This is a genomic window from Streptomyces sp. NPDC060184 (genome assembly GCF_042728795.1).
Taxonomy (GTDB): Bacteria; Actinomycetota; Actinomycetes; order Streptomycetales; family Streptomycetaceae; genus Streptomyces.
In genome coordinates this window covers 45,287-71,081 of the sequence record NZ_JBHWYX010000007.1, presented here as the reverse complement: position 1 = coordinate 71,081, position 25,795 = coordinate 45,287, and the positions used below count along the sequence as shown (strand labels likewise).

Here is a 25,795-nt window from a genome sequence, read left to right as displayed (position 1 = left end):
ACCTGTCGACACCGGTACGGGGACTGTCCGGGCGATACAAGCACCCCGGGACTCCAGCGGCCATTCAGGTGCGTCAACGCGGTGAATTCGTCGTCTGCCGGGGCGTTCCGTACGGCGACGACGTCCGCGCGCGGCCGATCGGCTCGTGGTCGTCGGGGTGTGCGCGCCGTCGCGCGGTCGGCGGGGGCGGGCGCGTGGTGTCGAGCGGACCCTCGCCGTAGAGGTCCTGGACCCAGTTGTCCTGGTACACGGTGTCGAGATACCGCTCGCCGAGGTCGGGCGCGATGGCCACCGCGGTGAGGTCCGGCGCCCTGTGCCGGGCCAGCCAGTCGATCGCGCCGCTCACCACGGTGCCGGTGGAGCCGCCGAAGAGGAAGCCGCTCCGGGCCAGGCGTCGGCAGGCGCGGACGGTGTCCGCCTCCTCGACCCGCACCACCTCGTCCACGTACGACTCGTCCAGGAGCGGCGGACGCATGCTCATGCCCAGCCCCGGGATCATCCGGCGGCCGGGGTCGCCCCCGAACGCCACCGAGCCGACGGTGTCCACCGCGACGATCCGTACGGGGCGGTGCCGGTCCCGGAAGTACCGTGCGCAGCCCATCAGCGTCCCCGTGGTCCCCGCTCCCACGAACAGGACGTCCAGACGCGGGAAGGAGCGGGCGATCTCGGGAGCCGTGGTGCGGTAGTGCGCCCGCCAGTTGGCCGGGTTGGTGTACTGGCTCAGCCACACGTACCGGTCGTCGGAGGCGCACAGGCGCCGGACATGGTCCAGCCGCGCGGCGAGGAAGCCGCCGCCGGTCTCCTGGCCGGCCACCAGCTGGACCTCGCCGCCCAGGGCCTCCATCATCAGCCGGGTGGTGAGGTTGCAGCGCGAGTCCGTCACACAGACGAACCGGTAGCCCTTGCTGGCCGCGATCATGCTCAGTGCCACGCCGAGGTTGCCCGAGGAGGACTCGACGAGCACGGAGTCGGCCGTCAGCGTGCCGTCGCGTTCCGCCGCGGCCACCATCTCGGCGGCGGCCTTCAGCTTGATCGAGCCGGCGAAGTTGAAGCCCTCGCACTTGAGGAACAACGCCTCCCCGAAGATCCGCTCGACGTCCACGTAGAGCGCCTCCTCGTCGAAGGCCTGGGGGACGGTGATGACCGACACGGTGAACTCCTCTTCCGGTGTTTCCTGCGGACTGTGCTGGGACGGGCCGGATCCGGTGCGGGGCAGCCTCTTTCACCCGTAGCGGCGTCGTTCGTGGAAGAAGTCGTCGACGACCCGCAGCCGGCCGGAGCGGGCGACGCGGTCGTAGACGAAGCCGCCGACCGCGAGATCGAGGACTCCGAGGCCGAAGGGCGAGAAGACCGCCGGGCGGTCCCCGGGGACGGTCACCCGACCCGCCATCACGTCGTCCAGCGTGCCGTGAACGAAGTCCCGGTTGCCGGTGAGCTGTTCGGTCAGGTGGGGAGAGGTGCCCGCCCTGAGGCAGTGCCCGACGTCGTCGACGATGTTGGTCGAGGCGAGAATGACGCTCGGGGCGAGATCGCGCAGCGACACGTGCAGGACCACGGGGTTGTGGCCGAACCACGAAGGGTCGTCGACATGAGGTTCGCCGGCGACGGTCGCGAAGACCACGAGATCGCTGGTACGGATCAGATCCTCCGGGGAGCGATGCACCGTGACGGGCGCGGCGCCGCCGGACTGTTCCACGTACAGCCGGAATCCGGCCGCGCTGTCCGCGGAGACGTCGTACACCCCGACGTCGTCGAACGACCAGCCCGAGCCTTCGAGGAACGTGTGGACGTACCGGGCGATCAGACCGGAGCCGAAGAACCCGACGCGGGTGGGGCGTGTCCGGTCGCGGCTGAGCCGGTCGGCCGCCGAGACCGCGGACGCGGCTGTCCTCGTGGCGCTGATGATCGAGCTCTCCAGACAGGCGAACGGATAACCCGTGACGGGGTCGTTGAGGATCAGCACGGCCGAGGCGCGGGGAACGCCGGACCTCACGTTGGCCGGGAAGCTGGAGATCCACTTCAGTCCGTCCACCGGGGACTCGCCCCCCAGGGAAGCGGGCAGCGCGATCATCCGGGACGTCGCGCGGTCCGGGAAGCGGAGGAACGAGGAGGGCGGGTTGACCGTCCGTCCCGCACCGTGCAGCCGGTACGCGGCCTCGACGACCTCCACGATCTCCTTCTCCCGGCCGTCGAGGGCACTTCGGACCTGGCTGCCGGGGATCACCGCGAACGAGGGCACGGTGACGTCCTCGGCCGTCGGGGAAGCGGGGAAGCCGGTGCGGTCGCTGTTCATCGCGGTCCCACCCCGATCGTCCGCGCGAAGGGGTCCGGCCGGGTGGGCGAGGCCATCGCGACGACGACCTCGCGCGGTCCTTCGTAGGCCTGCCTGTCGTGCGCGGTACGGATGTTGTCCACGAGGAGCAGGTCACCGGCCTTCCACGGCCGGCGCACGGTGTGCTCCTCGTAGACCGAGTTGACGAGCCGGACGACGTCCTCTCCGACGGGCTCGCCGTCGCCGTACCGCGTGTTGAACGGCAGGCCGTCGGATCCGTACTCGTCGACGAGGTACTCGCGTACCTCGGGTGCGAGCGTCCACTCGTTCAGGAAGGCGATCTGGTTGGACCAGCAGGACCGGCCGTCGACCGGGTGGCGCACCACGGCGCTGCGCCTCTGCGTGGTGCGCAGCCCTCCGTCGGGCTGCCAGGCGCAGGCGATGGCGTGGTCGTGGCAGTAGCGCTCCACCGCCCCGCGGTCGTCGGTGCCGAACGCCTCGGTCACGGTGGCTCCGACCTCGCCGGTGTAGTTGCGGGTCAGGAGCCAGCCCTCCCGTTCGAACCGCTCGGTCAGACCGCGGGGCAGGGCGTCGTACACGTCCGACGCGTCGGCCAGGCCGGTCGACCCGCCGGCGGTGGGCTCCGAGAGGCAGGCGAAGAGCAGCAGGCCGGGGGAGCCGACGGTGTAGCTCAGTTCGTGGTGCATGCACATCGGCTGGTTCGGCGGCCAGGGAGAGGACGAGTGGACGCCGGGCGAGTACGTACGCCTGGGGGCGAAGGTCTCCCGCTCCGTCACCGGTTCCGCGGCCAGCCGGCCGAGGACCGCGGCGACGCCGTCCGTGTCGTGCAGGCCCAGACCACGGACCAGGACGGCACCGTGTTCGGCGAGTGCGGCGTGGAGCCCGTCCCGGGCTCCGGCCGCCCAGCCCGCCGGGTCGTCGGTGGCCTGGACCGTCAGCGTCGCGGGCCGGGCCGTTCCCCGCTCCGTATCGGCGGGGGCGGTGGCCGTGTCCATGGAAGTCATCGTGATCTCCTCGGGGTAGTGATCGGTTCACGAGGTGGAACGTGCGTCGATGCAGGAGGCGAGATCGGCGAGTACGGGGTGGCGGACCAGATCCCGCAGCGACACCTCCCGGTCCAGGGAGACCGCCACCCTGACCGCCGACAGTGAAGTGCCCCCGCGGTCGAAGAAGTTGTCCTGCCTGCCGATGAGTGTCCGGGGGACGCCGAGCACCTCCGCCCAGACCGCCGCCAGTCGTCGCTCGGTGGGTGTGCGGGGCAGGTCGTCGTTCTCGTCCACGACGGTCCCGTCCGATTCCGCTGCCCGTTCGGCCAGTTCCCGGCGGTCGATCTTCCCGTTGGCGGTCAGTGGCAGCGTCTCCTGCCAGTGGAAGTGCGACGGAAGCATGTAGACGGGCAGAGTGGCGCCGAGCCGGTTGCGCAGCGCATCGGCCCGCAGGGGACGCGCACCGCTGTAAAAGGCGGTCAGATGCCGCTCCGTACCGGGCCGTTCGGCGACCACGACGGCGCCGTCGCGCACGCCGGGTGTCCGCAGCAGAGCGTTTTCGATCTCACCTGTCTCGATCCGGAACCCCCGGATCTTGACCTGTGAGTCCCTGCGACCGAGGAACTCCAGTTGTCCGTCGGGGAGCCAACGGCCGTAGTCCCCGCCCAGATGGAGTCGCTCGCCCGCGTGGAACGGATCCGGCAGGAAGACGGCGTCCGTCCGGTCCGGGTCGTTGACGTACCCCCGGCCGACACAGACCCCGGCGAAGGCTATGGCACCCGGTGCCCCCAGTGGTACGGGGGAGAGGTGATCGTCCAGGAGGTAGACGCGTACGTTGTTGACCGGACGGCCGAGCGGCACACGTGCCGTGTCCGGCACCCGGTCCATGACCGCGTGGTTGGTGTCGTCCGACGTCTCGGTCAGACCGTAGGCGTTGACCAGCGCTGTTCCGGGCACGGTGGTGAACCAGCGCCGAACGAGTTCCTTCTTCAGGGTTTCGCCGGTGACCGACACGCACCGCAGGTCGGGCAGGTCGCGCGCGTGCCGTTCCAGGAAGGCCAGGACGGCGTCGAGGTAGGACGGGACCAGCTGCAGGACACTGACCCGGCCGTCCGCCAGGGTGTCGACGAACCGGCGGACGTCCAGGATCGCCTCCTGCCCCACCAGCAGGGTGCGCCCGCCCGTCAGCAGGGGCGACAGGAGCTGCCACACGGAGATGTCGAAGCACTGGGGTGCCGTCTGGGCGACCACGTCGCCCTCCCCGATCCCGAAGTCCTCGATCTTCGCGAGGAGATGGTTGAGCATGCCCGCGTGCTCCACCATCGCCCCCTTGGGTTCCCCGGTGGAGCCCGAGGTGAAGACGGTGTACGCGAGATCGTCCGGTCCGACCGGTACGCGGGGATCGGAGTCCTCGTGGCTCTCCTCGCAGAGGGTGTCGACGAACGACGTGCGTACCCCTGCCAGGGACGTGACGGCGTCATCGAGAGTGGTGCTGCCGCCGGGGTCGGTGAGCACCAGGCCGCAGCCCGCGCGAGCGAGCATGGTGGCGATGCGGTCGGCGGGGAAGCCCGGCTCGACGGGCAGGTAGACGCCGCCGGCCTTGAGGATCGCGAGGACCGAGGTCAGCCAGTTCAGGTTCCGTCCGGTCACCACGGCGACGACGTCCTGCCGGCCCAGCCCCGAGTCCAGCAGGGCGTGCGCGAGCCGGTTGGCGCGGTGGTCGAGCTCACCGTAGGTGCAGGGCCTGTCACCCTGAACGGCCGCGACCCTGTCCGGGTGCGTGCGCGCCCGCTGCGCGAAGAGTTCGTGGAAGCGCAGGCCGGGCAGTTCGCGGTGCGGCCCCGCGAGCCCGTCGACCTGATGACGGAGCTCCGCGGGCGACAACAGGCTCTGCCTGCCGTGCGCCGCGTCGGGATCCGCCGCGATCAGCCTGAGCGCGGTGAGGTGGTAGCCGGCGATCCTCCGCGCGCACGCCTCGTCGAGAACCTCCGTGCTGTACAGCAGCCGGAGCACGTACGCGTCGTCGCGACGGACCGCCGCCACCCGCAGCACGGCCCTGCGCAACGGTCCACCGCCGCCCGTCGGATCGAACACCACTTCCGGCGAGTTGGCCGGGAGGCCCAGCTCCGAGCGGAGAGCGTCGAGCGGAAAGTCCTGGTGGGCAAGGAGCTCCGACTCCGTACGGTCCGCGTGCAGCACCAGCGTCCGCCACGTGACACAGCCGGTCGACAGGCGGCACGGCAGCGGATCGGCGGCCCCGGTCGCCACGAAGCCGGTCGTGACGTCGGGTTCCCCGGTCAACGCGGCCAGCACCTTGGCATGGGCGGCCAGGACCAAAGAGGTGGGACTGACCCCCATCGAAGCCGTCAGCCGGTCCAGTCCGGTCATGAGCGCCGCCGGTAGGGCAGTCTCGACCATCGCCGTGCCGGGTACCGGATCGCGGGTCCACCGGGCCAGTGAGGTGGCTCCTGCGGCGGTGAGCGCGTCGCGCCAGTAGTCGGAAGAGGTGCGTGTGCGCGTGTTCATCGTGTCGCCTCCTCGCCCCGGTCGTCCGCGGGGGCGATCCGCGTGGCCGGATTCCCGCCCCACCGGGCGTTCCCGGGTACCGACTCCCCCTTCATCAGGAAGGAGTCCGGAGCGATGACCGCTCCGTCGCCGATCGTGACGCCGTAGTGCACGAAGGCTCCGACCCCGAGCGTGCAGCGGGAACCGATGGCGGAGCGGTCGGACTTGAAGGCGCCGTCCTCCTGCGAGTGGCACTGGACGACACTGCCGGTGTTGAGCGCGCAGCCGTCACCGATGGTGACCATCGTCCGCTCCGTCAGGAAGCAGCCGTCGTCGAAGACCATGCGCCCGATCCGCACCCCCAGCAGACGCCAGACCAGCCCCTTGAAGGGAGTCCCGTCGAACGTCTTGAGGAACAGCTCCGAGGGCACCTTCCAGAAGCGTTCACGTCGCCAGAAACGACGGTCGTAGATCGAGCAGAAGAGCGGGCCCGGCGGGTGGGACGACGTGACCGCGCGCTCCACGAGGACGAAGTACGCGGCAGTGACGACCAGCACCAGGACGTTGCCCAGCGCGACGGCCGCGGCGCCGACCGACGTGTAGAGCTCGGCCGAACCCGAGACGACCAGGGTGACCAGGAACGCGTAGACCCACCTGACCAGCAGGTACAGCCCCATGGTGCCCGCGTTGTGCCGGTTCTTGGCGGTCAGGCCGGTGCGCGGCTCGGAGCCGGTCCTCGTGAGGCCGAAGCCGCTGTCGCGCTCGACCGACCTGGGTATCTCGAAACTGGGCGAGCCCAGGAGGCCGACACCTTCCCGGATCCTCCCGTCCACCGGGACCATGACCTTGGTCGCCAGCAGGCAGTTGGCCCCCGTTCGGCCCCGGGAGGGGTAGGCGATCCTGTTGCCCAGGAAGTTCCGCGGTCCGATGGCGGTGCGGGAGACGCGGAAGGACGTGCTGGAGAACTCGGTGTTGTTGATCGACAGCCCGTCGGCGACCATCGTCCCCGCCCCGACCGCACTCAGGTACGGCGTCTCGTGCTTCACCTCGGTCCCGAAGTTCGATCCCGTCTGCTCCACCCGGGAGAGGTCGTAACCGAGCAGACGAAGGTAGGGGACCACGGCGGAACTGTCGCCGAACAGGCGTGTGAGGAAAGGCCGGTTGGTCAGCAGGGTGACCGCGCGGAGCATCCCGTAGTGGATGCCGTAGAGGGGGTAGACCCTGTCCGGCACGATGGCGCGGGCGAGCAGCCGGGGGACCGCGGCGAGTGCGAGGAAGCCGAGCGGCATGATCACGAACAGCAGCACGAAGGAGATGGCCAGCGCGTCGCGGTAGAACACCCACGTGGTGAGGACCGAGGGACCCGGTTCCAGTACCGCGGAGAGCTGCGGGGCTTCGGCGAGCAGAAGGCCGATGCCTCCGACGGCCAGCGGCAGGTACACCAGCAGCGCGGCAAGCAGTTGCGTGACGCTGTGGAGCGACCTGCGCACGGCGCCGCAGGACGCGGGTTCCACCACCGGGTACTCCCGGTCGGCGCGCCGTGCCGGTGAGCCGTGCCAGGATTCGCCGGCGGGCACCGTCTGCCCGCTGTGGAGCGCGGACGCGTGGGCCAGCCGGGCGCCGTCGCCGAGCGACGTATTGATGTCGAGCACCGAGGCCTCGGCGACGACCACTTCCCTTCCGAGCGTCACGGTGCCGGTCTCGATGAGATCTCCGCACGCGCGATAGCCGGTGAAGAAGCAGTCCTTGCGGATGACCGCGGAGTCACCGACGGACAGCAGGTCGGTACAGAGGGGCACATGGCGGGAGAAGACCGTGACGCCCGATCCGATCCGCGCACCCAGCGCCCTGAGATAGAGCGTGTAGAGCGGCGATCCGACGAAGAGGACGAGCGGATCCGAGCGGACGAGTGTCTTGACGGCCCAGAGGCGGAAGTACGCCAGGCTCCAGATGCGGATCCGCTGCGGCTTCCAGCGCCCCACGAGGGCCCACTTGGCGAGTATCGGCGCGACCGACAGCCCGAGGAACACGGCGCCACCGAAGACGACGGAACGGAGATACACGTCGAGCACGCCGCTTCCGTCGGAGATCCACGCGTAGCCGTGGACACCGACGAACGCGACGAGGAACGAGTAGACGAGGAAGGCCAGCAACTGCATCGCCCCGCACAGGGCGTACCCCGGCCTGCCCGGGGGAGTTCCGGATGCCGGGACGGACGGTGCGAGGACAGGGCGCGAAGGCTCTGCGGGTACCGGGGGAGCGGTGGCCGTCAGAGCGAGGGCCAGATCCTGGACGGTGCTGTGCTCGTAGACGTCGCGGATGGAGACCTGCGGCAGGTCGGCGCGCTTTCTGACCCGCGCGCAGAAATGGGCCATCACCAGAGAGTCGGCACCCAGGTCTTCGAAGAAATGACTGTCGGCCGGCACCTGATCGAGCCGCATGACGTCGGCCAGCACGTCGGCGAAGCCCGCTTCGGCGCAGGCGAGCGGTTCGGTGGGGCGCCCGTGCCGGGCAGTGGCATCCGCCGGAGGCGGCGACGAAGAGGTGACCTGCGTTCCGGTCATGAGGGGCTCCCTCGCTAGGGACGCGCGCCACGTCGTGTGCGACCCCGGTTGAGCCGGACGCGGACGCTCTCCACCCAGCATTCGAGGCCGACGGCGCGAAGGTTTGCCCTGCTCGCGGAGGAATTCGTATGTTCTGCGCCGCGCTGGCCCGGCCCTCGACGGGCCGCGCCAGATGCCGTGAACCCCTGCGACGAACAGGACCCCGTGGGCGGTCCACGGGGGCGGTCCACGGGGGCGTGAGTGAGCAGGCCCGTGCCTACACGGCCGGACCCGCGGCGAGGGAGGCGGGTCCTCCGGTGGCGAGACCGTCCTCCCGTACCCGGTGGGCCAGGTCGATCTTCGTGTAGGCGGGCCTTCCCGCCAGCCGGTACTTGGACTTGACCCGGCTGAGGTAGTCCTTCGCCGTGTTCGGGGTGACGCCCGCACGGCGTGCCGCGGACTTGAGGGTCATTCCGGAGACGTAGTCCAGCAGGATCTGCAGTTCCTTGGGGGCGAGGTGCGGGCCGGCGGGGCCCTCTCCCTCCGGGGGGCGCCCGCCGCCGGCGCCGGTGATCCTGCCCAGCCACCAGGGGAGCGCGGCGGGGGAGAAGTCGTTGGTGTAGACCGCCGGACGGCGCCCGCAGTGGAAGACGTCGTCCCGGGTGACGCCGTGGTTCCGGAAGCCGAGACTGTGCACGAGGCCCTGGTACTCGGGGTTCGCGGTGGACACGACCAGTTGTCCTCCTCGGCCGGCGGTCTGCCGGAGGATGTGGCGCAGCAGGTGCGCGCGGACGGCCGGATCGGGGCAGTGCGCGGCGCCCAGGAAGAGGCCGCCCTCGGCCAGGGTCGTACTGTGCTGCTGGAGCAGGAGTTCCATGCTCGCGGTCGTCCGCTCGTCGATCGGCATGAGGTTGGCGAGGCCGATCGCCCGCTCGTGCCGGTCGTGGACGATGTGGAAGGCGGAGATGTCCTCTCCGGCCCAGCGTTCGGTCAGCCGGTCGCAGCGACGCCGGTCGAAACCGCTGTCCAGGGCCCATTGGCGCATCAGCCGTCCGACGTCGGAGGCGTCCGAGGCGGCGGCGGCACGGACGCGCACCGCGCGCTGGTCGGCCGGGAAGAGCGTCCGGCGGATCAACGGGGTGGCCCCGAGGAAGATCCCCTGTTCGGTGAGGGCGGCACGTTCGGCGTGGTCGCGGGCGCCGGGGAGCAGGGCGAGGCGGTAGTCGCGGGCACGGACGCGGACGTTCTCGTGCGCCTCCGGTCGTCTCCACCGGTAGGCCAGTTCGAACACGGTCCGGTACGGCTCGGTGATCCGGAGCCCCAGCGTGTCCCGGCCGACGACGCTGAGCGAGGCGAGTGAGGCGAAGTGGTCGGGGCCGCCCGGCACGAGCCGCTCGTCCCCGGACCACACGGTGGCGAGCAGCCGCACGGCGTGCCGCCACTGCCGGCCGGGCAGCTCCCGGCCGAGCCGTTCCAGGACCTCCTCGGCCACCTGGTCGGCGACCGCTCCGGGGGCGGTCGGCGGTATGCCCCCTTCCAGGGCACGGCAGGCCGCGTCGGCGATCAGCGGGACGCCGGCCGCCAGCCGGACCACGAGGGTGCGGCCGTCCGGGTCCTCGACAGCGGCGGCCCGTTCGGCGATCCACTCCTCGTCGGCGGCTGCCGCGGTGACGGTCGCGGCGCCCGAGTACGTCCACAGGGCATCGGCCAGAATCGGCCTGCGGCTGACCACGACCACCGCCGGCCGCTCGTCGCCGAGGCGCTCGAACTCGCCGTACAGGGAATCCCGTCGCAGCCGGCCGTCGACGCTGTCGACCACCACCGTCCGCCCCGCCGGGCCGGCCAGCGCCCGCCGCAGCGCGACGAGCCCGTCGGGCCGGTCGAGGTCCACCCTCACCGAGTCCCCGAGACCCGCCGCGAGCGCGGACTTGCCGACCCCGAGCGGTCCGGTCAGATTGACCAGTGGATGCGCGGCCACGGCCGCACGCAGCTTCTCCTGAGTCGCTAAGGCGGATCTCCCCGAACCACTCACGGACACCGTCCCTCCAGGCTGCCCCGACCGCTCGCCGCAGGACGATACCGAGTGCGGCGCGCGGTGCCCAGACCTGGTGCGGCATCAAGATGGTGCGGCACGCGGGCGGTGTCGGAGGGGGCGTCCGGCGCGGCCGTCCCCGCAAGCCGCCCAAACGGGCGGCTACGGGCGTGTCCGGCGCCTGGCTAGCGTCCATTCCGGCGCCGGGGCCGTTTCCCCGGAGACCGGGACCCGCGAAGGAGCGGACGATGCACCCCTTCTGGCTGACGCTGGCGGACAAGGAGTTCTACCTTCCGCTGGACCGTGCCTCGAACGTGGGCGAGACGTACGCACCGAGCACGGTTCCCGACGGGTGGACGGGGTCGGACGACGGCGTCTGGACCTGCTGGCGCCCGGCCGACCGGGTGTCCGTGGAAGAGGGCTGGAAGGTCCATGTGTCCACCAGGCCCGAGCGGCTCCGGTTCACGCTCGACACGGTGGCCGAGGCCTGCTTCGACGAACGCCTGGTCTTCAAGCACCTCTCCGCACGGCTGTTCTTCGAGGTGTTCCACCACAAGCACGTCGACCGGGCGCAGGCCGGCAAGTTCTGCGCGATCTACCCGCCCGACGTCGAGACCGCCCGGCGGCTGATGGACCGGCTCTCGGCCGACCTGAAGGACGAGGTCGGACCCTACATCCTCAGCGACCGCCGCTACGGGGACGGGGGCGTCGTCCAGTACCGGTACGGAGCCCACCGCAGCCGCTCCCGGGTCCAGGCGGACGGCACGGACCTCCAACTGGTGCGCGACGGCCACGGAAACGACGTCCCTGACGTGCGGTCCGCCCGGTTCGTCCTGCCGCCCGGTGTGGAGGACCCGTTCAGCCCGCCGGTGCGGCCCCATGCCGGACCGATCCTGCTGAACGGGCGGTACGAGGTCACGGCGGCGATCCGCCACAGCAACGGCGGCGGCACCTACCGGGCCACCGACACCCGCACCGGCCGCACGGTCTTCGTCAAGGAAGCACGGGCGCACAACGGGTTCATGGGCGACGGCACCGACGCCCACGACCGGCTCCGCCACGAGTGGGCGACACTCGAACGCGTCCACGCCCAGGCGCCCGGGCTCTGCCCCGAACCGGTCGACTTCTTCACCGAGTGGGAACACGCCTTCCTGGTCACCGAGTTCATCGAGGGAACCGGCTTCGTGCAGTGGGTCGCGGCCAGAACGACGATGGGCCGGTTCGACGTCGCCGCCGACCGGCAGGCCGCGTACCTCGCCGAGGTGGAGCGCGTCCTGGCCGGCCTGCGCGCCGACCTCGACCGGCTGCACGGAATCGGTCTGCGCTTCGGCGACCTGAGCCACGGCAACGTGATGATCCTCGACGACCTGCGCGTGCGCCTGATCGACTTCGAGACCGCCAACCCGCTGACGGAGAAGCCGCATCCGATGGGCACGCCGGGCTACAAGCCGTCGCCGGCCCTGGTCGAGGCGGGGGTGGAGGACGACGAGTACGGGTTCTCCGGGCTGGCGCAGTTCGCCCTCTTCCCGCTGAACCAGCCGCTGGAACGCGACCCGGTGGGCCGTACCGAGCTCTACCGCCGGGACCTCGAACAGGTCGCGCCGGTCCCCGAGGAGCTGTGGCGCGTCGCGACCCGCTACCACGGCGCCACCACCGTCGACGACCCGGCTCCCACCCACGACCTGCCCACGGCAGCCGCACTCGACGCGGATCCGCAAGGAGCGCTGGAGCGTCTGCGAGCCGGAATCACCGCCGGCCTCCTGGCCATGGCCAGGCCCGACGGCCGGGACTGGGTGTTCCCGCCGTCGCCGCAGGGCTACACCGTGAACACCCACTGTCTGGAACACGGTACGGCCGGTGTGCTCCACGCCCTGCGGCAGTCCGGCACCGAGATCCCCGACGACCTGGTGGCCAGATTCCGTCGCGACGCGCTGGCGAGCGTCACCACCCTGGCGCCCGGCCTGCAGAACGGCACCGCGGGCATCGCCTGGGTCCTGGCGGAACTGGGCCTCGACGACGAAGCCGGGGACGTCCTCGACGCGTCCGCGCACCATCCGCTCAGCCTCGCCTCGGCCCGGCTGACGCACGGCGCCGCCGGCATCGGACTGGCCCACCTCGCGCTGCACGCCGGACTCGGCGGAGACCACCGGCTGGCCTTCGCCACCCGGACCGGGGACTCCTTCGTCGAGGACGGCCGACGGCTGGTGTCCGACGCCGGTGTTCCCGGACTCGCGTCCGGTCTCGCCGGAACTGCCCTGTTCCTGCACGCCCTCGGCGAATACACCGGCGAAACGCGCTACCTCCGGGGAGCGGTCGCCCTGATGCACGCCGAGCTCGACCGTGCTGTCGACGGTGGCGACAAGGGGCTGTTGTTCCGGGACACCACGCAGACCAGAAACCTGCCGTACCTGTGGGACGGGTCCGCCGGTGTGCTCCTGGCCCTCACCAGGCTGGTCTCCGCGACCGGAGACGAGCGCTGCGCGCGGACGCTGCCTTCCATCGTGTCCACGTGCCACATCACCTGCACCGTGGATCCGGGCCTCTACTCCGGCGTCGCCGGACTCGCGTACGCGCTGGCCGAACACGCCCAGCACGCCGGCGGGCCGGGCGAGCGGTGGCCCGCACTGCGCGTCGCCACCGGACTCGCCAAGTACGCGATCCGGCACCCCGACGGCCTCCGCGTTCTCGGCGCCGCCGAGGAGCGCTTCCACGCCGACCTGGGGTCCGGCAGCGCCGGAGTGCTGCTCGCCCTCGCCCGGGTGCTCGACGGCCCCGGTGTACGGCTGCTCCCCGGCCCGTACACCCCCTGAACCCCGGTCGGCCGGAACAACCGGCCGGTCCGGCGACACAGAAGAGGAAGAGGAGGAATCAGCATGGACGCGATTCTGGCCCTGCAGGGCCTGGAGGAGACCTCGGTGGACACCGAGGCGCCCGCGTACACCGGACGGGGCAGCGCGATCAGCGTCTTCGGCAGCTGCGTCACCCGCGAAGCCGAGGTAGCCCGCTGATCCGGCCATGAACGGCCAGTGCCCCGGCCGGCGAACCCGCCGGCCGGGGCACCGGGGCGGCGCGACGGCCGGGGGAACCGGCACCGCCCGCCACCCGCGGTATGCAGCCGAACCACGAAGCGCCGACGGAGCGAAGGGGGACGGGCCCCGCACCGCACCGCCCCGCCGGACCTGATTCCGGCAGCCTGCCGGTGCGGTGGCGCACCGTCCTTCGCCCACCGGTGGCCGCCCCAGAACCGGAGTCCCCGCCATGCGTGCCACTTCCCCCGTCACCACCGGCCGCCGTGCCGAACTGGCCGTCATCGACGAAGCCCTCGGGCGCCTGCGGACGCGGCGGGGCGGCTCGGTGTTCGTGCTGGGCGAGGCGGGCATCGGCAAGTCCCGGCTCGCCCGGGAAAGCGTGGACCGGGCGGCCCGGCTCGGCGTGTGCGTGCTGCGCGGACGCGGCAGCGCGACGGGTCTCACCGGACCCTTCCGCCCCCTCGTGGAAGCGCTCGCCTCGTACTCCCGGGCCGACGGGCTGCCCGCCGACCCGGAGCTGGAGCCCTATCGCCCCGCGCTCGCGCGCGTGGTCCCCGAATGGCGGCGGGCGGCGGCAGGCCCGGAGAACCTGGTCGAACTCGCCGAGGCCTTGCTCCGCCTGCTCGCCGTGCTCGGGAGGGGGCGCGGCTGCCTGCTGGTGCTGGAGGACCTCCACGAGGCGGACCACGAGACCCTGGCCGTCGTCGACTACCTGGTCGACAACCTGGCCACCCTGCCGGTGCTGATCGTCGGCACGCTGCGCCCCGAGCCGGTCGCGGTGCTCGAACTCGTCGACGCGGCGGTGCGCCGCCGGACGGCGGCAGCACTGACACTCCGTCCGCTGGACGCCCCGGGGATACGGGCGGTCGCCGCCGGCTGCCTGGAGGTCGCGGCGGACCGGGTGCCGGCCGTCGTGGTCGACCGGCTGACCACGTACGGCGGCGGAAACCCCTACCTCGCCGAGGAACTGCTCTCGGACATGGTGGGGTCGGGCGCGGTGCGGGTGGCCCCGACGGGTGTGACGGTGGTGGGCGACCCGGCGACCGGTGTGCCGGCGTCCGTCGTGCAGAGCCATGCCCAGCGGCTCGCCCGACTGGACCCGGCGGTGGGACGCCTCCTGCTGACGGCCGCGTGCCTGGGGCCGCGGTTCTCCGCCGCCACGCTGCACCTGGCCCTCGGGGCGGGCGAACAGGAGCTGTTCGCGTGCCTGGGAGCCGCCACCCGCGCCGGTTTCGTCACACCGGTCGGCGACGGGACCGACCGGTACGCCTTCCGGTACCGGCTGACGGCCGAGGCGCTGCTCGCCGTGCCCACCCCGCCCGAACGTGCCGCGCTGGCCCGTCGTACGGCCACCGCGCTGGAGAACGCCGGTCCGCTGCCGACGGAGGACAGGTGCCGACTGGTCGCGGACCTGTGGACCACGGCCGGGGAGCGCGGTCGCGCCGCCGCCGGGTACGCGGAAGCGGGCCGGCGGGCCCAGGCCCGCGGGGCGTGCGAATCCGCCGTCGCGCTGTTCGAGCGGGCGGCCGAGCTGGCTCCGGTGGAGGACCGGGCGTCCGTCGTCGAGTCCCTCGCACAGGCACTCGCCGGAGCAGGCCGCCTGGAGCGCGCTTTCGCGCTGGCCGAGACCCTGGACATGGTGGGTTCGGAGACACCGGACGTCGGCCGCCGTGTCGACCTGCACCTCCGGCTCGCCCGGGACGCCGCGCTGGCCGAGCGGGGCGCCGACGCGCGCGGGCAGCTGGCGGCGGCCCGGGCCCTCGCGCCGGAGCTGGGGCGTGTGCCGAAAGCGGCGCCGTCCGCCCGGAGGACGGGACAGGCGGGACAGGCAGGACGGACGGGACAGGCGGGACAGGCGGGACAGGCAGGACGGACGGGACAGGCAGGACGGGCAGGACAGGCGGGACTTACGGCACACGGTCCAGGCGGGGCCGCCGCCGGAATGTCCGGGGCGGACGCGGCCCTCGCCGTGGTCGAGGGACACCTCGCGCTGCTTCCCGGTCCGGTCGGCCGCGGTGGTCCGGACCGGCCCACCCGCCTCGCGGAGGCCGAGCGGTCGGCGCGCCGGGCCGTCGAGGCCGCGGAGCGGGCGTCGCTGCCCGTGGTGGAGTGCCAGGCCCTGCACCTGCTCGCGCTGCTGGGCCGCGAACGCGGTCCCGGCCGGGCCGACGCCTGCCTGGAACGCATGCTGGGCGTCGCCGAGAAGCACGGCCTGCCGCTGTGGCGGGCGGAAGCCCTCGTCGGCCTCGGCGTCAACGCCCTGACACGCACCGGGAGTCCGGCCCGACTGGAGGCGGCGCGGCAGACCGCGCGGGAGCTCGGGGCGATCGCGCCGGCGCAGGACTCCGAGGGGACGCTCGCCCTGCACGCGGTGCTGCGGGCCGAGTACGACCAGGCCCGCGAGACGGTCGACCGTTCCCTCGCGGCGACCGCCCGGCTGCGCGACTCCACCCGCCGCCGCCTCCTGCTGGCCTCGGCGACGCTCGCCGCCCATCGCGGGCGCCGGGGTGAGATGGAACGGGAGCTGGAGCGGTTCCACCGGGCCGACGGGGCGGACTCCCTCCTCACACCCGTCGTCCTCGGCCTGTGCCGGGCCTTCTGCGCGCTGATGGAGGAGGACCGCCCGGCGGCGGTGCGGGAGCTGGCCGCCGTCGCCGCCCGGGAGGCCACACATCCCGACGTCCTCCACCTGTCGGGCAGTCACGGGCTCGGCCCGCTCCTCGACGTCCTCGCCGGCCGCGCCGGCCGGACGGCCCTGCGGGAGCACGGCGCGGCCCCGGCGGCGGAGTTCGCCTGGAACCACCAGTTCCTGCTGATGGCCGAGGCGGTGCTGCTGGGCCGCGAGGGCCGGGACGGCGAGGCCGTGGCCGTCCTCGCGACGGTCCGCGCCGCGTACGGCACCCTCTTCCCGGCCGCCCACCACCTCGGACTGCGCCTCGTCGCGGAGGCGGCGCAGGAGGACGGCTGGGGCGATCCGGTGGAGTGGCTGCGGGCCGCCGAGGAGTACTTCCACGCGGCGGACGTCACCGCGGTCGCGGGAGCGTGCCGGGCCCTGCTGCGCAGGTCGGGCGCGGGAGTGCGGCAGCGGCGCGTCGGCCGGGACAGGGTCCCGGCGGCCGTTCGGCAACTCGGCGTGACCCCGCGGGAGTACGACGTACTGGCGCTGCTGGCCGAACGCCTGAGCAACCCGGAGATCGCGCGCCGCCTCTCCATCTCGCCGCGCACCGTGGAGAAACACATCGCCGGTCTGGCCCGCAAGACCGGGCGGTCCGAGCGGTCCGCGCTGCGCGCGCTGGCCTGCCTGCAGACCGCGCTGACCTGAGGCCGCGCGTCGGGCGGGGGATCTCGCGGGCCGTGCCGGGCTCGGGCGCCCGGGTGTGTGTCCGTACCGGGCCCGGGTGTGTGTCCGTAACGACTCCCGACATGTGTCCGTACCGGCTTCGGCGTGTCCGCGGCGCGTCCTCGCGTGTGCCCTCGTGCCTGCCTCGGTGTGTCCCCAGGTCCGACCCGTGTGCCGAATGACCGGGGGAGTCCGGTGGCCTGGCCGATGGCGTCGGAGCCATCGGCTCCCCGATCCCGGCCGGGGCTCCGACCAGGGGCGATACCGATCCCGCACCGCGCGTAGTCCGATCCCGGAGTGGCCGCGCCTAGCGTTCGGTCCATCGGCGAAGGGCTCACGGCTCGGGCCGGGGCCGTCTGCCAAGGCGGCAGCACCACCCCCTGTTCCGTACATCGACCAAGGAGAGACGACCATGGCTGACGAGATCGAGCCCACCGGTACCGACGAGACCGTTCTCCCGCTGCAGGAGCTCGGCGGCGGCGAGGAGGACGACGTTCTGGCGCACATCAGCACCGTGAGCCTCGCGGTCTGCAAGGTCCAAGAGGCCTCCTGACCCGTCCGGCCCCGGCCGGAACGCAGGTCCTCCGCCGTGTCCGGCCCCGGGCCGGAACACGGCGGAGGAGCAGAGCGGCGGGCGCGCGCACCGGGGGACCGGGGGAATCGCGCCCGCCGCTCCGCCGCGACTCCGCACTGCCGCGACTCCACGGTGCGGGCGTCTCCTCGGTGCCGCTACCAGCAACTCCACGGCACACGGGCCGTGTCCGACGTCCGTCCCGCGGAACGCCTTCTCCGCCGCGGGAAGAGAAAGGGAAGAGCATGCACCAGCCGCTCGCGTTCGCCGTCGCCGATCCGGAGTTCTACGCCCCGCTGGAATCGGCGGCCGACCGCGGCGAGGTCTACCGTCCCGCTGTGGTCCCGCCGGAGTGGCGCAGCGCCGAATCGACCGTGTGGACCATGTGGTTCCGGCGGAAGCTGGGCGTCGAGGACGGCTGGAAGGTCCATGTCTCGGCGAAGCCCGACCGCTTGCGGGCCGTGCTCGACACCGTCGCCGCGATCTGCTTCGAGCAGGACGTCCCGTTCAAGCACCTGTCGTGCCGGCTCTTCCACCAGTGGGCGCACCACAAGCACGCCCCCCGGCCGCAGAGCGGCAAGTTCATCGCCGCCTACCCGCCCGACGAGGCCGCGGCGCGTCGGCTGATGGAGGCCCTGCGCGAGGCCCTGGCCGACGAGGACGGGCCGTTCATCCTCACCGACCGCCGCTTCGGCGACTCCCGGACGGTCCACTACCGCTACGGCGCCTTCGTGCCGCGCTCACGCGTGCAGGCGGACGGCACCCGCGTGCTGCTGGCCCGGGGCGACGACGGCGTCCTGGTGGAGGACGTGCGGGGATCGTCGTTCCGGCCGCCGGACGGCGTCCAGGACCCGTTCCGTCCCCCGGCGCAGGCCAAGGCCCCGGACCGGGCAGCGGCCGAGGCCCGAGGAGACAAGGCCCGAGAGGACAAGGCCCCGGACAAGGCACCGGAAAGCACGGCTCCGGAGACGACGCAGCGCGCCCCGAAGCCGGTGACGCTGCGCGGGTACGTCTTCGACTCGGTGGTGCGGCACAGCAACGCCGGGGGCGCGTACCGGGGCCACGAGGCGGCCACCGGTCGGCCGGTGTTCATCAAGGAGGCCCGGGCGCACACCGCCGTCGAGGCGGACGGGCGTGACGCCCGGGCGCGCCTGCGCGGCGAGTGGGAGACCCTGCGGGCCCTGCACACCGCGGCCCCCGGGCTGGCCCCCGAGCCGCTCGCCCACTTCACGGCCTGGGAACACGACTTCCTGGTCACGGAGTTCATCGACGGCAGGGCGATGAACGCGTGGATGGCCGTCACCAACCCGCTGATCCGGGCCGGCTCGACCCGGACGGACGTCGCCGCCTACTTCGCGCGCTGCCAGACGCTGATCGACGGGGTCGACCAGGCCCTCGCCCGCCTGCACGCCTGCGGCTACCTCTTCGTCGACATCAGCCCCGGCAACGTGCTCGTCCTCGACGACGACACCGTCCGGCTCGTCGACTTCGAGGCCGCGCAGCGCCCCGACGCGGACTTCAGCGCCACCGGGACCCCCGGCTTCACGCCGCCGCACCGGCTGATCGGGAACGACCCGTCGGTGTTCGACGACTACGGCGTCTCCGCACTCGCCCAGCTGCTCGTCGCGCCGTTCCACCAGGTGGTGCTCCGCAACCCCGACGTGCTGGACCATCTGCGGTACGGCATCGACCAGGTGGGCGGGGTGCCGGAGCGGCTGTGGCGGCGCGTCACGAGGTACCACGCGCCGAGCGGGGAGCCGCGGCTGCCCGGCCCGGAGGAGGTGGCTGCCGCCCCGCTCGTGCACCTGGCCGGTCTGCGCGACTCGGTGGCCGACGCCCTGGTGGCGATGGCCGACGTCGGGCACCCGGAGCGGATGTTCCCCACCGTCGTGGAGGGCTACCGGACCAACATGCTGTGCCTGGCCTACGGTGCGGCGGGTGTCGCCCACGCGTTGCACCGGGCGGGCCGGCCGCTGCCGGACGGCATGCTGGAGCGGCTGCGCCGCGAGGGGCTGGACAAGGCCGCGGACCTCGCCCCGGGGCTGTACGTGGGGGCCGCCGGCATCGCCCGGGTGCTGGCCGACCAGGGTCTGGTGGACGAGGCCCGGGACATCCTCGCGGTCGCGGACCGGCACCCGCTGGTGGCCCGGAGCGCGACGGTGTTCGGAGGCGCCGCCGGACTCGCCCTGGGCCACCTGGCGCTGTACGGCCACACCCGCGACGAGCACCACGTGGAGCGGGCGCTCGCGCTGGCCCGGGATCTGCCGGACGACGAGGCGCTGGCGGGCAGGTTGGGGCCGTACGACGCCACCGGCCTGGCGTACGGGCGGACCGGGGTCGCCCTGATGCTGCACCAGCTGGCCGGGGTCTGCGGCGACCGGAAGCTCCTCGACCGCGGAGTACGGCTGCTCCACCACGAGCTGGACCGTGAGACCGCGCCGGAGGAAGCGGGCATGACCTTCCCCGTCTCGACGGCCGACAGCCGGGCCATGCCGTACCTGTACAGCGGATCCGCGGGGATGCTGCACGTGGCGTCCCGCTACCTGACGGTGGCCGACGACGAACGGCTGGCCGCGGCGGTGCCCCGGCTGCTGCCGGTGATGGGCGTGACGTACACCGTGATGCCCGGACTCTTCCAGGGGCTCTCGGGCCTGGGGTTCGCCCTCGCGGACCACGCAGCGGTCACCGGCTCGGCCGAGATCCTGGCGGCGGCGGTACGGACCGCGCGGAAGCTCTTCGGCTTCGCGGTGCCGCACGCCACCGGGGTACGGCTGCCGGGCGACCAACTGCTGCGCCACAGTGCCGACCTGTGGAGCGGCTCGGCCGGTGTGCTGCTCTTCCTGACCGAGCTGCTGTCCCCGCGGCCCGACGCCCTGTTCACCGTCGACTCGCTGTCCGGGGCGGCACGGCCCGTCCCCTCCCGCGAGGGGGACCGTCCCGGCCGCACGGTCGACCCGGTGCCGCACCGGCACGCGTGAAGAGCTCTCTCCTTCCCTTCCCTCCCAGGAGTGCCTGTGCGACGTGACGTCAACCTCTACTGGTGCGGGGAGACCGCCTCGTCGTTCGGCTCCGTGTTCACCGCCATCGCCCTGCCGGTCGTGGCCCTGACCGAACTCGGGGCGACGGCCGGACAGGTGGGCCTGATCAGTGCCGCGAGCACGGTGCCGGGCATCGTGCTCGGCCTCCTGGCGGGCGCCCTGGCGGACCGCATCGAGCGCCCGCGGCGGGCGATGATCCTGATGGACCTGCTGTCGGCCGCCTCGGTCGCCGCGGTGGCCCTGGCCCTGAGACACGGGGTGGCGTCGATCGTCTGGCTGATGGGCCTCGGTCTCGTCCAGGGGCTCCTCGGGGTCCTGCTCGGCTCCCTGTACTTCGTGCACCTGCGTCAGCTCGTCGGCGCGGAGGCGATCGGACCGGTGCGGGCCCGGTTGCAGGCCGGGCAGTTCGGAGCCGCGCTGGTCGGCCGGATCCTGGCCGGACCGGTGATCGCCCTGTTCGGCAGCGCGGTCGCGCTCGGGACGGACGCCGTCAGCTACCTCCTCAGCGCGCTGGCGCTGCTGAGCATGCGGTCCCCGGACCGCGCGGCGGCGGTGCCGGAGACGGCCGGCCAGAAGCGCGAGGGCGTCCGCGGAGCCGCCGCCGGCCTGCGGTTCTTCGCCGGCCATCCGTTCCACCGTGCCCTGCTGCTGTTCATCGTGGCCCCGGCGGCGGCGATGACCGGGGTGGCGACGCTGACCGGCCCGTTCCTGCTGCGTACGGTGCACCTGCCGGTCGGCGTGTACGGGCTGGCGTTCGTGCTGTCGGGCGTCATGGGGCTGACCGGGTCGGCTCTCGCCGGACGGCTGCTGCGCCCGGGGCGCGACGCACGCCTGACGGTGCTGGTGTGCTTCGCGGCGGCCCTGGCGTCTCTGATACCGCTGCCCGTCGCGGCGGGGCCGCTGCCGCTGGCCGTGTTCTGCGCCGCGCTCGGGCTCGGCCTGCCCGTGCTGTTCGGCGCGGTCGCCAACGTGGCGCTGGTGTCCGTACTGGCGACGGACGTCCCGGAGGCGATGATGGGCCGCGGGATGGCCGCGCTCCAGGTCATCATGTCGGCGACGGCGCTGGCCGGTGCGCTGGCCGGGGGATACCTGGGCGACCTGCTCGGAGTGCGTACGGCGCTGTGGGCGCTGATCGGCACCGGGCTGCTGGTCGTCGGCGCGGTCGGACCGGCGGCGGTACGCGCCGCCCGCGACCTGCGCGCGCGGGACGAACAGGAGCAGAAGCCGGCCCCGGACGCGCCGGACGTCGCGGAGGCCGGACCCGCCGCGGCCGTGTGACGCCGTGCGGCTCCGCCGGACCCACGTACGGGCGTCCGGCGGAGCCGCACGAATATGGGGGCGATACACCGATGCGCACCGCACGGTGCCGCCCCCACGATGTGCGGGCAAACGGTCGCACCGCGCCCCCCGACGCGCGCCCCCGGACGCCGAAGGAATGCCCGCATGACTCTTTCCGACGAGGAATCCCCCCACGCCGTGCGGTTCTCGCTGCTCGGCCCGCTCACCGTCACGAGCGGTGGACACGCCCTGGCCCTCGGTCCGCTGAAGCAGCGGGCGGTCCTGGCCATGCTGCTGTGCCACCCCAACACCCCCGTCTCGGTGGACTCGCTGGCCGACACCGTCTGGCCCGGCGAGGCACCCCGGACCGCCCGCAAGAACCTGCAGAAGTACGTCTGGGCACTGCGACGCCTCCTGTGCGAGGCCGGCCGGCCCGGAGGGCTCGACCTCGTCCCCGGCGGCTACCTGCTGCGCGTCTCGGAGGAGGAGGCCGACACCCTGAGGTTCCGGGCCCTGACCGCGGCGGGGCGCGAGTCCGCCCTCGGCGGCGACCCGGACACCGCCACCGAGCTGCTGCGCCGCGCGCTCGACCTGTGGCAGGGCCCGCCCCTGGCGGAGCTGGCGGACTCGGAGCCGCTGCGGGCGGAGGCCGACCGGCTGACCGACCGTTACCTCTCCACGTACGAGACCTGGGCCGAGACCGCCTCGGCCCTGGGCCGCGACGCCGAGGTCGCCGAGGCGGTCGCCGACGTCGCCGAGCTGCACCCGCTGCGGGAGCGGCTGCGCGCCGTGCAGATGGTCGCGCTCCACCGCGCCGGACGGCAGAGCGAGGCCCTCGCCGTCTACGAGACGCTGCGGCAGATGCTCGCCCGCGAACTGGGGCTGCCCCCCAGCGCGGCCATGGAGGAGGCGTACCGCGTGGTGCTGGCGGGCACGCTCGGCGCCCCCGCGCCCCACGGGGCCACCGCCCCGCGACAGGCCCCCGCACGGACGCTGCTGCCCCCCGACACGCCCGACCACACCGGTCGCCGGGAACAGCTCGCCGAGCTCGGTGACGCGGTGCGACGCGGGAACGGCCAGGTCACCGCGGTCGTCGGACCGGTGGGCAGCGGCAAGAGCACCCTGATGGTCCATCTGGCGCACTCCCTGCGCGCGCACTTCCCGGACGGCCGCCTCCTCGTCGACCTCAGCCGGGCCGACGGTACGAAGCAGCCGCTCACCGCCGTCCTCGGCGAGCTGGCCCGCGCCGCCCGGCTCGACCGGGTCACCGCGCTGCTGCCCGACCACCCGGAGCAGGCGGCGGCGCTGTGGCGGGACTGGTTCGCCGAGCACCGGGTGCTGCTGCTCCTGGAGAACGCCCCCGACGAGGCGGCCGTGAGGCCGCTGCTGCCGGGCACCGGCGCGGGCGCGGCCGTGATCGCCTCGCGCTCGTGGCTCGCCGGGCTGTCCGGTGTCCACCGCATCGCCATGCCGCCGCTGACCGTCGAGGAGTCGATGGAACTGCTCGGCCGCATCGTCGGCCCCGCCCGCGTCCGCGCCGACCGCGCCTCCGCCCGGCGGATCGTCGAGGCCGGCGGACTCTCCCCCCTGGCCGTACGGATCAGCGGGCAGCGGCTGGCCGTCCTGCGCCACCTGCCGCTGTCCGAGTACGCGGCCCGGCTGTCCGAGCCGGAAGCCGTGATGGACGAGCTCTCCGCGGGCGACCTCGCCGTCCGCAGCCGGATGGCGGACGGCTGGCGGACCCTGACGGACCTCGGCCGGTCCGCGCTGCTGCGCCTCGGACGGCTGCCGCTGGCCCGGCCCTTCACCCTCGGGGACGCCGCGACGGCCCTGGACTGTCCGGAGCCCGCCGCGCTGCGCGTCCTGGAACTGCTCATCGACACCGGGGCGCTGGTCTGCCCGTCGACCGAGGTCACCGCGCACGCCGCCCTGTACGAGCTGCCCCGGCTGGCGCACCTCTACCTGCGGGAGCTCGGCGCACGCGGCGAACCGCCCACCGCACCCCACCGGCCAGCGGATATGCCGGTTGTGAACCACCGGGCAACCGGACGGGAACCGCGGGGCGCCACAGTGCTCACGACACCGCACGACCAGGCGGAAGGGGAGACCACGTGGAACTGGGCGAGCTGATCGCGCTGCGACCCGTCCCGGCCGCCGGCCTCCTGCTGACGCTCACCCGGCGCTGCCCGCTCTCCTGCGCCCACTGCTCGACCTCCTCCACGATGGCGGGCGAGCAGACCGCGGCGGACCGGCTGCGCCGCTTCGTCGCCTCCTTCACCGTCGACGACGCCCCGCGGGTCGTCCTCCTCACCGGCGGCGAACCGCTGCTGCGCCCCGGTCTCGCCGCCGGACTCGCCACGCTGGCCCGCGCGGCGGGCACCCGCACCGCGCTGCTGAGCGGCATGTTCTTCGCCCGGGGAGGCGGCAGCGTACCGGCCCGGATCATGCGGGCGATCACGGCGGCCGACCACTTCTCGGCGAGCCTCGACGTCCACCACGAACGCGAGGTGGCGCGCGCCGACGTGTTCGCCGCCGTCCGGCGCGTCCTCGACGCGGGAGTGCCCGCGAGCTTCCACCTGACCGGGACGGGCCCGGACGACCCGTACCTCGCCGACGTCGTCGCCGCCGTCCGGAGGGAGTTCGCCGACCATGTGCCGATGCTGGTGAACGACGTCCGCCCGGTCGGACGTGCGGCGTCCTGGACCGGGGCCGCCACCCGGCCGGACACCGCGGGAGGCGCGGCCGTGCCCTGCCCGATGGCCGCGTGGCCGACCGTCGCCTTCGACGGGACGGTCGTGGCCTGCTGCAACCAGCAGACGGTGGACGCCCGGCCCGTACCCGCCCACCTGCTCCTCGGGCACGTCGCCGAGGACGACTGGAGTACGGTACGCCGCCGCTCCCTCGCCTCCCCGGTGCTGCGCCTGCTCCGCGTCGTGGGCCCCGGACACCTCACGGCCCGGTATGCGCCCGGGACGCCCGCCTGCGGCTGGTGTGCCACCTGCCGGAACATCGCGGACCGGCCCGAGGTGCTGGCCGGAGCCGCGCGGGACGGCGCGGGACCGGTCGGCGAACTCCTCGACCTCCACTCCACCCGGTCCCAACTGGCGGCGGGGCCGGCTGCCTTCGTCCGCCGGCACGGTTCCTCCGCCTACGCCGGTCTGGTCACCCTCACCGCCGACGGAGACCGGCCATGACCCTCTCCGCGACCGAGGGCGCACCCGCCGCCCCGGCACCGCCCATTGCCCCGGCACGGGCCACCGCCTCCGCCGTGCTGCGTACCAGGCTCGCGCTCGCCGCGCCCACCCTGCGGGCCGCCTGCGCGGCGCTGTGGCAGCCCGCCGGGCTCCGCCCCCGCTACCTCCGCTACCTCGCCACCATGCACGCGCTCGTGCGGGCGTCCGTCCCCCTCATGGAACTGGCCGCCCGCCGCTGCGCGGAAACCCCCGGCGACCCCCTCGCCGAACGACTGGGCCGCTACCTCGCCACCCACGTCGAGGAGGAACGCGACCACGACACCTGGCTGCTCGACGACCTCGCCGCCGCCGGAGGCGACCCGGACGCGCTCCTCGCCGCACAGCCTCCGACCGCCGTCGCCGAACTCGTCGGCGCCCAGTACTACTGGATCGAGCACCACCACCCGGTCGCCCTGCTCGGCTACATCCTCACCCTGGAGCAGAACGCGCCCTCGCCCGGGCTGGCCGCGAGGCTCGCACGGGACACCGGCCTGCCCCCGGCGGCCTTCCGCACGGTCCACGAGCACGCCGTACTCGACGGCGGCCACGCCGCCGACCTGGACGCCCTCCTCGACGAGCTGCCGCTGACGCCCGCGCAGCTCACCGCCGTGGCCGTCAGCGCCCTCCACGCCGCGGACGGGATCACCCGTCTGTTCGTCAGGCTCACCGCACCCGGAGGACCGTGATGACCGATCGGCAGCACACCCTGCGTCGGCTGGAGAAGGCGGGTTTCGCCCTCGACGCCCTCACCGAGGAACAGCAGGAGGTCCTGGAGGAACTCAGCCCGCAGGAACTCTCCCTGCTCATCGACATCAAGAGCCGCCTCGACGAAGTCGGTCCCGAGGTGCAGGCGCACGCGGAGATCGCCGGCGGCGCGCTGTTCTGACCCGGGACCAGGGGGGTGTGCCGCGGCTCCCGGCACACCCCCGGGAGCCCCGCGCGGGGCT

The 25,795-nt window shown here is 73.3% G+C and carries 16 protein-coding genes; 10 read left to right on the top strand and 6 right to left on the bottom strand.

Translation table 11 applies throughout. From position 1 onward, the window contains the following. Positions 1-73 precede the first annotated feature (73 nt). From sbnA to ACFWEE_RS06970, 6 genes are all read right to left on the bottom strand, one after another. Positions 74-1,150 (bottom strand): 2,3-diaminopropionate biosynthesis protein SbnA, encoded by a 1,077-nt coding sequence (sbnA, locus tag ACFWEE_RS06995; protein ID WP_386887095.1) that lies wholly within the window; start codon positions 1,148-1,150, stop codon positions 74-76. A 72-nt stretch (positions 1,151-1,222) separates the two neighbouring features. Beyond that, positions 1,223-2,293, bottom strand: coding sequence for a 2,3-diaminopropionate biosynthesis protein SbnB (gene sbnB / locus ACFWEE_RS06990; RefSeq protein ID WP_386887093.1), 1,071 nt, complete (start codon positions 2,291-2,293; stop codon positions 1,223-1,225). Beyond that, on the bottom strand, positions 2,290-3,297 hold the full coding sequence (locus ACFWEE_RS06985) for a TauD/TfdA family dioxygenase (protein ID WP_386887092.1): 1,008 nt from the start codon (positions 3,295-3,297) through the stop codon (positions 2,290-2,292). Before ACFWEE_RS06985 ends, sbnB begins: the two co-directional genes overlap by 4 nt. A gap of 27 nt (positions 3,298-3,324) precedes the next feature. Continuing rightward, positions 3,325-5,805: an amino acid adenylation domain-containing protein gene (locus ACFWEE_RS06980; protein ID WP_386887091.1), complete on the bottom strand. Its 2,481-nt coding sequence runs from the start codon at positions 5,803-5,805 to the stop codon at positions 3,325-3,327. Next, the gene (locus ACFWEE_RS06975; protein WP_386887089.1) at positions 5,802-8,348 is read right to left on the bottom strand and encodes a Pls/PosA family non-ribosomal peptide synthetase; all 2,547 of its coding nucleotides are present in this window, start codon (positions 8,346-8,348) and stop codon (positions 5,802-5,804) included. The genes ACFWEE_RS06980 and ACFWEE_RS06975 overlap by 4 nt, the downstream gene beginning before the upstream one ends. Before the next feature lie 256 nt (positions 8,349-8,604). After that, the gene (locus tag ACFWEE_RS06970; RefSeq protein WP_386887087.1) at positions 8,605-10,305 is read right to left on the bottom strand and encodes a hypothetical protein; all 1,701 of its coding nucleotides are present in this window, start codon (positions 10,303-10,305) and stop codon (positions 8,605-8,607) included. 302 nt (positions 10,306-10,607) lie between these two features. Between ACFWEE_RS06970 and lanKC the strand changes: the two genes are divergently transcribed. From lanKC to ACFWEE_RS06920, 10 genes are all read left to right on the top strand, one after another. Beyond that, the gene (gene lanKC / locus ACFWEE_RS06965; RefSeq protein ID WP_386887085.1) at positions 10,608-13,169 is read left to right on the top strand and encodes a class III lanthionine synthetase LanKC; all 2,562 of its coding nucleotides are present in this window, start codon (positions 10,608-10,610) and stop codon (positions 13,167-13,169) included. A 63-nt stretch (positions 13,170-13,232) separates the two neighbouring features. Beyond that, entirely contained in the window at positions 13,233-13,367 is a 135-nt protein-coding gene (locus ACFWEE_RS06960; RefSeq protein ID WP_386887083.1) for a hypothetical protein, read from the top strand. Between the two features lie 250 nt (positions 13,368-13,617). Further along, the gene (locus ACFWEE_RS06955; protein WP_386887081.1) at positions 13,618-16,710 is read left to right on the top strand and encodes an AAA family ATPase; all 3,093 of its coding nucleotides are present in this window, start codon (positions 13,618-13,620) and stop codon (positions 16,708-16,710) included. Positions 16,711-17,140: 430 nt separating this feature from the next. Then, a complete protein-coding gene (locus ACFWEE_RS06950; protein ID WP_386887080.1) occupies positions 17,141-17,281 on the top strand; it encodes a hypothetical protein in 141 nt (46 codons plus the stop codon). A 263-nt stretch (positions 17,282-17,544) separates the two neighbouring features. Continuing rightward, entirely contained in the window at positions 17,545-20,277 is a 2,733-nt protein-coding gene (locus tag ACFWEE_RS06945; protein ID WP_386887078.1) for a hypothetical protein, read from the top strand. A gap of 36 nt (positions 20,278-20,313) precedes the next feature. After that, positions 20,314-21,615, top strand: coding sequence for an MFS transporter (locus tag ACFWEE_RS06940; RefSeq protein ID WP_386887076.1), 1,302 nt, complete (start codon positions 20,314-20,316; stop codon positions 21,613-21,615). Between the two features lie 165 nt (positions 21,616-21,780). Continuing rightward, a complete protein-coding gene (locus tag ACFWEE_RS06935; RefSeq protein WP_386887075.1) occupies positions 21,781-23,745 on the top strand; it encodes a BTAD domain-containing putative transcriptional regulator in 1,965 nt (654 codons plus the stop codon). Then, positions 23,727-24,809 (top strand): radical SAM protein, encoded by a 1,083-nt coding sequence (locus ACFWEE_RS06930; RefSeq protein ID WP_386887073.1) that lies wholly within the window; start codon positions 23,727-23,729, stop codon positions 24,807-24,809. Before ACFWEE_RS06935 ends, ACFWEE_RS06930 begins: the two co-directional genes overlap by 19 nt. Beyond that, entirely contained in the window at positions 24,806-25,534 is a 729-nt protein-coding gene (locus ACFWEE_RS06925) for an iron-containing redox enzyme family protein (RefSeq protein ID WP_386887071.1), read from the top strand. The genes ACFWEE_RS06930 and ACFWEE_RS06925 overlap by 4 nt, the downstream gene beginning before the upstream one ends. Continuing rightward, on the top strand, positions 25,534-25,734 hold the full coding sequence (locus ACFWEE_RS06920) for an aroma-sacti cluster domain-containing protein (RefSeq protein WP_386887069.1): 201 nt from the start codon (positions 25,534-25,536) through the stop codon (positions 25,732-25,734). Before ACFWEE_RS06925 ends, ACFWEE_RS06920 begins: the two co-directional genes overlap by 1 nt. Positions 25,735-25,795: the final 61 nt, after the last annotated feature.

Bases quoted from the DNA above. Each gene is read 5' to 3' on its own strand.
- sbnB (WP_386887093.1), bottom strand. From the start codon at position 2,293: ATGAACAGCGACCGCACCGGCTTCCCCGCTTCCCCGACGGCCGAGGAC.
- ACFWEE_RS06985 (WP_386887092.1), bottom strand. From the start codon at position 3,297: ATGACTTCCATGGACACGGCCACCGCCCCCGCCGATACGGAGCGGGGA.
- ACFWEE_RS06980 (WP_386887091.1), bottom strand. From the start codon at position 5,805: ATGAACACGCGCACACGCACCTCTTCCGACTACTGGCGCGACGCGCTC.
- ACFWEE_RS06975 (WP_386887089.1), bottom strand. From the start codon at position 8,348: ATGACCGGAACGCAGGTCACCTCTTCGTCGCCGCCTCCGGCGGATGCC.
- lanKC (WP_386887085.1), top strand. From the start codon at position 10,608: ATGCACCCCTTCTGGCTGACGCTGGCGGACAAGGAGTTCTACCTTCCG.
- ACFWEE_RS06960 (WP_386887083.1), top strand. From the start codon at position 13,233: ATGGACGCGATTCTGGCCCTGCAGGGCCTGGAGGAGACCTCGGTGGAC.
- ACFWEE_RS06955 (WP_386887081.1), top strand. From the start codon at position 13,618: ATGCGTGCCACTTCCCCCGTCACCACCGGCCGCCGTGCCGAACTGGCC.
- ACFWEE_RS06950 (WP_386887080.1), top strand. From the start codon at position 17,141: ATGGCTGACGAGATCGAGCCCACCGGTACCGACGAGACCGTTCTCCCG.
- ACFWEE_RS06945 (WP_386887078.1), top strand. From the start codon at position 17,545: ATGCACCAGCCGCTCGCGTTCGCCGTCGCCGATCCGGAGTTCTACGCC.
- ACFWEE_RS06935 (WP_386887075.1), top strand. From the start codon at position 21,781: ATGACTCTTTCCGACGAGGAATCCCCCCACGCCGTGCGGTTCTCGCTG.
- ACFWEE_RS06925 (WP_386887071.1), top strand. From the start codon at position 24,806: ATGACCCTCTCCGCGACCGAGGGCGCACCCGCCGCCCCGGCACCGCCC.
- ACFWEE_RS06920 (WP_386887069.1), top strand. From the start codon at position 25,534: ATGACCGATCGGCAGCACACCCTGCGTCGGCTGGAGAAGGCGGGTTTC.